This window comes from Neoroseomonas rubea, assembly GCF_016106015.1.
In the GTDB taxonomy this organism is placed as follows: domain Bacteria; phylum Pseudomonadota; class Alphaproteobacteria; order Acetobacterales; family Acetobacteraceae; genus Neoroseomonas; species Neoroseomonas rubea.
The window spans coordinates 1-2466 of the sequence record NZ_JACADQ010000460.1; the positions used below are offsets into that span (position 1 = coordinate 1).

General features: G+C 69.7%; 2 protein-coding genes. One reads left to right on the plus strand and one right to left on the minus strand.

The features are described from left to right. Positions 1–297 precede the first annotated feature (297 nt). A complete protein-coding gene (locus HW577_RS23625) occupies positions 298–855 on the plus strand; it encodes a histidine phosphatase family protein (RefSeq protein WP_198378552.1) in 558 nt (185 codons plus the stop codon). A 28-nt stretch (positions 856–883) separates the two neighbouring features. On the opposite strand, the gene HW577_RS23630 is transcribed toward HW577_RS23625, so the two are convergent. Continuing rightward, positions 884–2284, minus strand: a complete 1401-nt coding sequence (locus tag HW577_RS23630; protein ID WP_198378553.1) for an NAD(P)H-dependent flavin oxidoreductase — start codon at positions 2282–2284, stop codon at positions 884–886. Positions 2285–2466 lie beyond the last annotated feature (182 nt).

Sequence of the window (2466 nt, forward strand, 5' to 3'; positions counted from 1 at the left end):
GGGCGACGGGCACGGCTTCCGGCGCGGCCGCGGCTTGGCCGGCGCCGGGCGCGGCTTCACCGGGCTGGCGCTCGAAGCCGGTGCGGCGGCCCAGCACGCTGCGCAGGCGCAGCACCAGGAAGGCCGCCACCATCGCGAAAAGGATCAGGTCGATCGGCAGGCCGCCCGTCATGTCACTCTCCTCGTAGCCTCTCACTTAAGGCGGGCATGGCCCCGCCGCAACATGCGCGGCGCCCGGTTGCGGCAATCCCGCGCCCCGGCTACGCCCGGATGGTCCGCCATCCGGGAAGCCGCCGCATGATCCTGCTCCGCCACGGCCAGAGCGAGTTCAACCTGCTGTTCACCCAGACGCGGAAGGACCCAGGCATCGTCGACCCGGTGCTGACCCCGCTCGGCCACAGCCAGGCCGAGGCGGCGGCCGAGGCGCTGGCGGGGGAGGAGATCCGCCGGATCCTCGTCTCCCCCTATCGCCGCGCGATCCAGACGGCGCGGCCGGTGGCGCGGCGGCTGGGCCTGAAGCTGAGCGTCACGCCGCTGGTGCGCGAGCGCTACGCCTTCACCTGCGACATCGGCAGCCCGGTGACCGAGCTGCGCATGACGTTCCCCGACCTGGCCTTCGACGGCCTCGACGAAGTCTGGTGGCCGGCGGAGGAGGAGCCCGCGACGCAGGTCGAGGGCCGCGCGGCGCTGTTCCGCGCCGAGATGGCCGCGATCGACGACTGGGCGCATACGCTCGTGGTGTCGCATTGGGGGTTCATCATGGCCCTGACGGGTCAAAGCGTGATGAACGGGCAGATGCTGCGCGTCGACCCGACGGAGCCGGCGCCGCCGGAGGTGTCCTGGCGCCATCCGTGAGGCGGCGCCACGGAAACGGGGCGCGTCCCTACCGCCCCGTCGCGATCCGTTCGACCAGCTGCTTCACCGTCGGCACGAACCCGTTCGAATAGAAGGGGTCGGAGCCGAAGCGGTAGGCGTTGTGCCCGGCGAACATCAGGTTGCGTTCCAGCGCGCCGTCATGCGCCACGTCCTGCAGCGTCTTCTGGATGCAGAAAGAGCGCGGGTCGGCCTTCTTGCCGGTGCTGTAGTCGGGCTCGTGCTGCGACCAGTTGCTGAAGCGGCAGGCCGAAAGGCAGCCCATGCAGTCGACCTGATCCTTGACGATCTCCCGCGCCTTGTCGGGCGTCACGAAGATCAGCGTGTTGTCGGGCGTGCGCATCGCCTCGGTGAAGCCTTCGGCTTCCCAGTGGTTGATGCGCGCCAGGTCATGTGGCGCGACATAGACGAGGCGCTTGCGCGGGCCGACGCCGTATTCCGCCAGATGCTCACCGATCGGCTCGCTGGTGTAGGCGACCTGCCGCTCGTTGCGGTCCTCGAGTTCCCGCAGGAAGTCGTTGCGCACGGCGGAGGAATAGAAGCCGGTGGGTGAGAAGGGCTGCAGCAGCACGTCGCCCGCCTTCAGCGTCAGAAGCTTCTGCTTCCAGGCATCGGAGATCGGGCTTTCCTTCGTCACCAGCGGGCGCGTGCCGAACTGGAAGGCGATCGGGCCGAGCTCGGGATTGTCGATCCAGTCCTCCCACTCCTCCAGCCACCAGACGCCGCCGGCCATGATGATGGGCGTGTCGTCCAGGCCGAAGGCGCGCATCTGCTCGCGCAGCTTCAGCACCCGCGCGTAGGGGGCCTCAGGTTTCTTCGGGTCCTCGGAATTCGACAGTCCGTTATGGCCGCCGGCGAGCCACGGGTCCTCGTAGACCACGCCGCCGAGCCATTCGCGCGTCTTGTGATAGGCCCGCTTCCAGAGCGCGCTGAAGGCGCGGCCCGAGGAGACGATCGGGTAGTAGTGGATGCCGAAGTCGCGCGCGACGTCGGCAAGGCGATAGGGCATGCCCGCGCCGCAGGTGACGCCGTGGATCAGGCCCCTGGCCCCTTCCAGCATCCCGCGCGCGACGCGTTCGGCACCCCCCATTTCCCACAGGATGTTGGCGTGGATGCGGCCCTTGCCGCCGGCCATGTCCCAGGCTCGCTTCGCCTGGGTGACGGCGCCGTCGATCGCGTAGCGGACGAGTTCCTCATGCCGCTCGCGGCGCGTCTTGCCATGGTAGATCTGCGGGATGGGCCGGCCATCCGCATCGTAGGAATCCGCATTGACCGCGGAGAAGGTGCCGACCCCGCCCGAGGCCGCCCAGGCGCCGCAGGAGGCGCCGTTCGAAACGGACACACCCTTGCCGCCTTCGACCAACGGCAGAACCTCGACCCCGCCCATGCGGATCGCGTTGATGGCCTTCAACTTAGGGACGCTCCCCGGAGAATCATGACGTGAATATGGCACCGGCCGGGGCCGATCTAAAGACCCCGGCCGGCACTCGGGTATTGGATCAGTCGGCGGCGTCGCCGCGCTCGCGCCGCTCGCCGCGGTCACGCCGCTCGCCGCCGCGCTCGCCACGGTCGCGGCGCTCGCCGCGCTCCTCG

Bases quoted from the DNA above. Each gene is read 5' to 3' on its own strand.
- HW577_RS23625 (WP_198378552.1), top strand. From the start codon at position 298: ATGATCCTGCTCCGCCACGGCCAGAGCGAGTTCAACCTGCTGTTCACC.